The organism is Streptomyces thermovulgaris (assembly GCF_002155915.1).
GTDB classification, from domain to species: Bacteria; Actinomycetota; Actinomycetes; order Streptomycetales; family Streptomycetaceae; genus Streptomyces; species Streptomyces thermovulgaris.
This window is the reverse complement of the sequence record NZ_MUME01000123.1, coordinates 1-6,495: the sequence shown is the minus strand read 5'-3', so window position 1 is coordinate 6,495 and position 6,495 is coordinate 1. Positions and strand designations below refer to the sequence as shown.

Genomic DNA, 6,495 nt, shown 5'->3' with positions numbered 1-6,495 from the left:
CCGCCCGTTTCGGGGACCGTGCGCACCCGCCCGTACCGGGGCCCGCCGGCCCGGCACGCCCCCGTTCGCACACCCGTCCGCGGATCCGCCGCTCCGCCCCGCCGGCATTTTCCGCACGATTCCCGTGGCTCGGACTACTGACAGATGAGGTGAACGCCAGGTACCGTCCTGTGCCAGTTCACCTCTGTGGACTACACCACAACGGAATCCCGTAGTGGCGACCACCTTCCTACAACGGATCGTCCGGCACGTTCCTGCCGGTAGAAGGGGGCCCATACACCATGGCCACTGTTCAGTTCGACAAGGCGACCCGGATCTACCCGGGTGCCGAGAAGCCCGCCGTCGACGCGTTGGACATCGAGATCGCGGACGGTGAATTCCTCGTCCTGGTCGGCCCGTCCGGTTGCGGCAAGTCCACCTCGCTGCGGATGCTCGCGGGGCTCGAGGAGGTCAACTCCGGCGCCATCCGGATCGGTGACCGCGACGTCACCCATCTGCCGCCGAAGGACCGGGACATCGCCATGGTGTTCCAGAACTACGCGCTCTACCCGCACATGACGGTCGCCGACAACATGGGCTTCGCGCTGAAGATCGCCGGCGTGCCGAAGGCGGAGATCCGCAAGAAGGTCGAGGAGGCCGCGAAGATCCTCGACCTCACCCAGTACCTGGACCGCAAGCCGAAGGCCCTCTCCGGCGGTCAGCGCCAGCGGGTCGCCATGGGCCGCGCCATCGTGCGCGAGCCGCAGGTGTTCCTCATGGACGAGCCGCTGTCCAACCTGGACGCCAAGCTCCGTGTGTCCACCCGTACGCAGATCGCCTCGCTGCAGCGCCGGCTCGGCATCACCACCGTCTACGTCACCCACGACCAGGTCGAGGCCATGACGATGGGCGACCGTGTGGCGGTGCTCAAGGACGGCGTGCTGCAGCAGATCGACTCGCCGCGCAACATGTACGACAAGCCCGCCAACCTGTTCGTGGCCGGCTTCATCGGCTCCCCGGCGATGAACCTGGTCGAGGTGCCGATCACCGACGGCGGTGTGAAGTTCGGCAACAGCGTGGTGCCGGTCAGCCGGGAGGCGCTGAAGAGCGCCGTCGACAAGGGCGACCGCACGGTGACGGTGGGCGTCCGGCCCGAGCACTTCGACGTGATCGAGCTGAACGGCAGCGCGGCCGCCTCGCTGTCCAAGGACGCCAAGGACGCCCCGGCCGGTCTCGCGGTCTCCGTGAACGTCGTCGAGGAGCTCGGCGCCGACGGCTACGTCTACGGCACCGCCGAGGTCGGCGGCGAGCCGAAGGACCTGGTGGTCCGTGTCAACGGGCGTCAGGTCCCGGAGAAGGGCTCCACGCTGCACGTCGTGCCGCAGCCGGGCGAGACGCACGTGTTCTCGACCTCGACGGGCGAGCGTCTGTCGGACTGACGCACGGCGCCCCGGTCCGGCGCGCCCCGGCGCGTGCCGTTTCCGGGGCCGGCACCCCGGAAACCTCCGGAAAAACCGGAACACTTCCGGGTGATTCACCCCGGTTGACGCCCAGGGCCCCGCGAACTGCCGCGGGGCCCTTTCCCCTGCGCTTTTCCCTCCTTCGGATTCCCCCTTCCGGAGGGGACATTTCGAGCAGTGTGCGTCAACACGTCATTGCGAGCGACAGGCCGGACCATCCCTCGAATCGGTGACCAAATGTCGCCAAATCATTACCAGGGGCTACTCTGCCTGGCGTGAAGCACTCCACCACCCACTCCGCACGACGCGGCCGGGGCCCCGCCCGTCGGATCGGCCGTTCGCTCGCCCTTGTCCTGCCCGTCGTCCTGGTGCTCTCCGGGACCCTCGCGGTCGCCCAGGTCAACTGGTCGGGGAGCCCCTCGCACTCGATGCTCACCGCGTCGGACACGGTGGCGGCCGACGCCCCGGGGCGCTCCGGCTCCCGCCCCCCGCAGGACGTGCTGCGCGACCAGCTGCTGGCCGAGCTCCAGGAGAAGGACCCGGGCGTGGTCCTCACCCATCTCCAGCAGGCCGTCAACGGCCGCCCGTCCCTGGCCAGGCACTGCGCCTCCATCGCCCGCACCCTGGGCCGTGCCGCCGCCAACATCTACGGCCCCGCCCGCGCCCAGTCCTACGCCCGCCCGGTCTGCGACACGGCCTTCGCCTCCGGTGTGCAGCAGGCCGCGGGCAACTGACGGCCCGGCAGTCCGGGGACGGGGCGCCCCGCGGGCCGGGGTGCCGGGACCGGGCGCAGCCGCCCGGACCGTCCTCGGTCCTCCTTGCGCATCCGGCCTCCGGCCGGGTCGTGCGGGACCGGTCCGGCCGATGCCGGACACCCTCCGACCCGCCCGGAGGCCGACACGTACAGTTCGGGCATGACCCATCCGAATGAGACATCCCGCCCCACTCAAGCCGTGATCCTGGCCGGAGGCCAGGGGTCGCGGCTGCGTCCTTACACCGACGACCGGCCCAAGCCGATGGTCGAGATCCCCGGCACGGGCACCCCGATCATCGGTCACCAGCTCGAGTGGCTCGCCGAGGAGGGCGTGACCGATGTGGTGGTCTCCTGCGGTCACCTCGCCGAGGTGCTGCAGACGTGGCTGAAGTCGACGAAGCTGCCGGTCCGGGTCACCACCGTGGTGGAGGCCGAGCCCCTGGGCCGGGGCGGGGGCCTGAAGTTCGCCGCCGCTCATCTCCCCCGTCCGGACAAGCCCTGGTACGCCACCAACGGCGACATCTGGACCCGGTTCTCGCTGCGCGACATGGCCGACTTCCACGCCGAGCGCGACGCGGTCGCCACGCTCGCGCTGGCCCGTCCGCGGCTTCCCTGGGGAGCCGTGCAGACGGACGGCTTCGGTCACATCACGGACTTCATCGAGGCCCCGCCGTCGACCTTCGAGATCAACGCGGGTGTCTACGTCTTCTCCCCCGGGTTCGCCGCCCTGCTCCCGGAGCGCGGCGACCACGAGCGCACCACGTTCCCGCATCTGGCCCGTGAACGCCGGCTGGCCGGCTTCCCGATTCCGCAGGGCGCGTACTGGCGTGCCATCGACACCGCGAAGGATCTCAGGGAGGCCGCGAAGGAGCTGGCGGCGCTGGGCAAGTGAGCCCGGCTCACCACGCTCCGGTCCGCGGATGCACACCGACGGGGTCCCGCACCGCTCGAGTCGTCCGAGCGTGCGGGACCCCGTCGGCGTTCTGATGCGGCTCCCGGCGGGTGCCGGTCATCCCAGCAGGCCGCCCACCAGTCCCGACTGGTCGGAGGAGGAACCGTCGTCGCCGCCGTCGGTTCCCTTGGGGGTGTCGCTGGAGCCGCCGCTGCCGCCGGTCGCGGTGCCGCCGGAGGTCGGTCCCGAACTGGTGCTGGGCTCCTGGCGGGCCGGGGCGGTCGGACGCGGCGGGGTCTGGCCGGTGCCCTGGGTCTCGCTGGGCGTGCCGCTGGTCGCGCTGCTGCTCCCGCGGGGTTCGCCGGGGGTGGTGGAGGGGGTGTCGGACGGGCTTGCCGAGGAGTCGTCCCGCCGGAACGGCGAGGCGGGCGTCGACGGCGGCTTCTGCTGCCGCTCGCCCGGCGTCGGGGGCAGCGGCGAGCCCGGCTGCTCGTTGCGCGGGGCCTCGTCGGGGCCGGGGACGACCACGTGGTCGACGTCGCGTACGGCGCCGCCCAGCAGCGAGCCGACCAGCAGGGTGAGGCCGATGACGAGGACCGTGATCAGGGTGCCGCGGCGCAGCACGAACCGGCGCAGGTCCCAGATGCCCGAGCGCGGGCCGAGCCGCCGCCAGGCGAGGGCGGCGAGACGGCCGTCGACGGAGTAGACGGGGGCACCGGCGATGATCAGCGAGGACCAGGCGGCGAAGGCGATGAAGTCCGAGGCGTCGTAGGAGGGGACGGTCCTCCAGCCGGCGGCGGCGATGAGCGTGGCCGACATCAGGGCGCCGATCGCCGCGGCGCCCCGCTGCCAGCAGCCCAGGATCGTGAGGACTCCGATGACGACCTGGAGGAAGGCGACGGCGAGCCCGGAGCCGACGGGGTGGTGGAGGGCGAACCGGTGCAGGGGCTCGACGGCCCCCCAGGGGTCCAGGCCGGCGAGCCATGCGGCCATGGAGCCGCGCTTGCCGCTGTCGAAGTAGAGCGGATCGCAGAGCTTGCTCATCCCGGCGTAGACGGAGATGCCGCCGAGCAGCAGGCGCAGGGGGAGCAGCACGACGCCGAGGTTCATACGGCGGCCGGGGTAGTAGGCGTGCCGCGAGGGGTCGTCGGCGTGCCTGCCGGACCGGCGTGTGCGCCCGGCGGTCTCCTCCTGCGTCTCGTACGCCTCGGGTTCCGCCTCGAATCCGCCGTCCTGGTCGTCCGCGACGCCGTCCCCGTACGGCTGCCGGCCGTACCCGGTGCCGCCGTGTCCCGCACGGCCGTACGCCGGCTCCCCGTACTCCCCGTACTCGCCGTACTCGCCGTACTCGCCGCGCTCTCCGTACTCGTCGTACTTCTCGTACGTGTCGTACGTGCCGTCCGCGGGCCGCAGGGACGGCAGCAGCCGGGTCTCGCCGGGCGCGGGCCGGCGCGGGGCGCCGACGACGGGGAGCTCGACGGTCTCGTCGGGGTCGGTGGAGGCGCCGCCGTAGCCCGGGGTGGCGCCGGTGTACGGCACGAGCTGCGTGGCCGTCGTGACCGTGGTGCCGCCGGCGGTCTCGTCGGCGTGACGGACGCTTCCGCTGCGCACGGCCTGCAACAGCCGGTGGGCTCCGGTGTCGTCGGGTGCGGACCGGCCGCTCCAGATGACCGGGCGGCGGGTGACGGTCCTGGACCGCCCCGCCGTGCCGGTGCCGGAGGTGTGGGCGGCGTACTGGGCTCCGGTCGGGTGCCAGACGATCCGCGGGGACAGCGTACGCCGCGAGGAGGCGCCCAACTCCACGCGGAAGCTGGCATGGTTGACGATGACCTGCGCCGGATCGCTCGGCACCTTCACCATGCTCAGCGCGGGAGCGTCGTCGTATCCCGACGAGCGGTCCCCCGTGGGTGTGCGGGGTGTTCTGGTGTCCACACTCATCTAACCGAGTGATGAGGTGTTAGGACACTGCCTTGACGCGTCGGATCTGTCCGGATCGCGTCAAGGGTGGTGCGGGCGCCCGGTCATGCGCGCCTGCGCGCCGCCTCGTAGAGCACGATTCCGGCCGCCACCCCGGCGTTCAGCGACTCCGCCCCGCCCGGCATCGGGATCCGCACCCGGATGTCGCAGGTCTCGCCGACCAGCCGGGACAGACCCTTGCCCTCGCTGCCGACGACGATGGCGACGGGACCGTCCAGGACGTCCAGCTCGCCGAGTTCGGCCTCGCCGTCCGCGGCGAGACCGACGACCATGAGACCCGCCTTCCGGTACGCCTCCAGAGCGCGCGTCAGGTTGGTGGCACGGGCGACGGGCGTACGGGCGGCCGTGCCGGCGGACGCCTTCCAGGCGCCCGCGGTCATACCGGCCGCGCGCCGCTCGGGGACGACCACGCCGTGCCCGCCGAAGGCGGAGACGGAGCGGACGACCGCGCCGAGGTTGCGCGGGTCGGTCACCCCGTCGAGGGCGACGATCAGCGGGTCCTCGCCCGCGTCGTGGGCGGCGTCGATCAGGTCCTCGGGGTGGGCGTACTCGTAGGGCGGGACCTGGAGGACGAGGCCCTGGTGGTTGAGGCCGTTCGTCATCCGGTCGAGTTCGGGACGCGGGGCCTCCATGAGGTGGATGCCTCCGCGTTCGACCGCGAGCTGGAGCGCCTCGCGGACCCGCTCGTCGTTGTCGATGAACTGCTGGACGTAGAGCGTGGAGGCGGGCACGCCCTCGCGCAGCGCCTCGACGACCGGGTTGCGGCCGACGACGAGCTCGGAGGCGGACTTGCCCGCGCCGCGCCGCTGCGAGCGGGCCTGGGCGCGACGGGCCCTGGCCTGTGCGGCACGCTGCTTGGGGTGACCCTTGCGCATCTCGGCGGGGGGCGTGGGGCCCTTGCCCTCCAGGGCTCGGCGTCGCTTGCCGCCGCTGCCGATCCGCGCGCCCTTCTTGCCGGACACGCGGCGGTTGTTCCCGGCCATGACCTACCTGTCTGTCGAATCGTCGGAGGCGGCGTCCGTACGGGGAGTACGTCCTGTGCGCCTCGTGCGTCTGCTGCGTCTGCTGTGTTGTGACATGTGCCGGGGCCGGGCGGCACGGCCGGCCCCGGGCGCTTCTTCCGTGCTGGTGGGTGGGTGTCAGTGGGGGGTGAGGCTCCAGCGGGGGCCGTGCGGGCCGTCCTCGATGACCACCCCGGCCTGGTTGAGCCGGTCACGCAGGGCATCGGCGGTGGGCCAGTCCTTGCGCGCCCGGGCCGCCTCCCGCTGCTCCAGCACCATCCGCACCAAAGCGTCCACCACCTGATGCAGGTCCTCACCCTCCGCACCGGAGCCGGTCTGTCCGCTCCAGTGCTCGTCCAGCGGGTCCAGACCGAGCACACCGAGCATGGCCCGCACCTCGGCCAGCCGGGCCACCGCCGCCTCCTTGTCATC

General features: G+C 72.4%; 6 protein-coding genes. 3 read left to right on the top strand and 3 right to left on the bottom strand.

The features are described 5' to 3' along the window. Positions 1–281: 281 nt before the first annotated feature. The 3 genes from CCN35_RS12450 to CCN35_RS12440 all read left to right on the top strand — a co-directional run bounded on the left by CCN35_RS12450 (position 282) and on the right by CCN35_RS12440 (position 3,085). Positions 282–1,418, top strand: a complete 1,137-nt coding sequence (locus tag CCN35_RS12450) for an ABC transporter ATP-binding protein (protein ID WP_067397767.1) — start codon at positions 282–284, stop codon at positions 1,416–1,418. Between the two features lie 296 nt (positions 1,419–1,714). Beyond that, positions 1,715–2,173, top strand: a complete 459-nt coding sequence (locus CCN35_RS12445) for a hypothetical protein (protein ID WP_067397768.1) — start codon at positions 1,715–1,717, stop codon at positions 2,171–2,173. A gap of 180 nt (positions 2,174–2,353) precedes the next feature. After that, positions 2,354–3,085, top strand: a complete 732-nt coding sequence (locus CCN35_RS12440) for a nucleotidyltransferase family protein (protein WP_067397769.1) — start codon at positions 2,354–2,356, stop codon at positions 3,083–3,085. 117 nt (positions 3,086–3,202) lie between these two features. Here the strand turns inward: CCN35_RS12440 and CCN35_RS12435 are convergent, their stop codons facing one another. The 3 genes from CCN35_RS12435 to CCN35_RS12425 all read right to left on the bottom strand — a co-directional run. Beyond that, positions 3,203–5,023 carry a DoxX family protein gene (locus CCN35_RS12435; RefSeq protein WP_086792618.1) on the bottom strand — a complete coding sequence of 607 codons (1,821 nt, stop codon included), beginning with the start codon at positions 5,021–5,023 and terminating at the stop codon, positions 3,203–3,205. An 83-nt stretch (positions 5,024–5,106) separates the two neighbouring features. Further along, a complete protein-coding gene (gene rlmB / locus CCN35_RS12430; RefSeq protein ID WP_067397771.1) occupies positions 5,107–6,045 on the bottom strand; it encodes a 23S rRNA (guanosine(2251)-2'-O)-methyltransferase RlmB in 939 nt (312 codons plus the stop codon). Between the two features lie 156 nt (positions 6,046–6,201). Continuing rightward, a partial coding sequence (locus tag CCN35_RS12425) for a CysS/YqeB C-terminal domain-containing protein (protein WP_425444290.1) occupies positions 6,202–6,495 on the bottom strand: 294 nt, incomplete at its 5' end.

Bases quoted from the DNA above. Each gene is read 5' to 3' on its own strand.
- CCN35_RS12435 (WP_086792618.1), bottom strand. From the start codon at position 5,023: ATGAGTGTGGACACCAGAACACCCCGCACACCCACGGGGGACCGCTCG.
- CCN35_RS12440 (WP_067397769.1), top strand. From the start codon at position 2,354: ATGACCCATCCGAATGAGACATCCCGCCCCACTCAAGCCGTGATCCTG.
- CCN35_RS12450 (WP_067397767.1), top strand. From the start codon at position 282: ATGGCCACTGTTCAGTTCGACAAGGCGACCCGGATCTACCCGGGTGCC.
- rlmB (WP_067397771.1), bottom strand. From the start codon at position 6,045: ATGGCCGGGAACAACCGCCGCGTGTCCGGCAAGAAGGGCGCGCGGATC.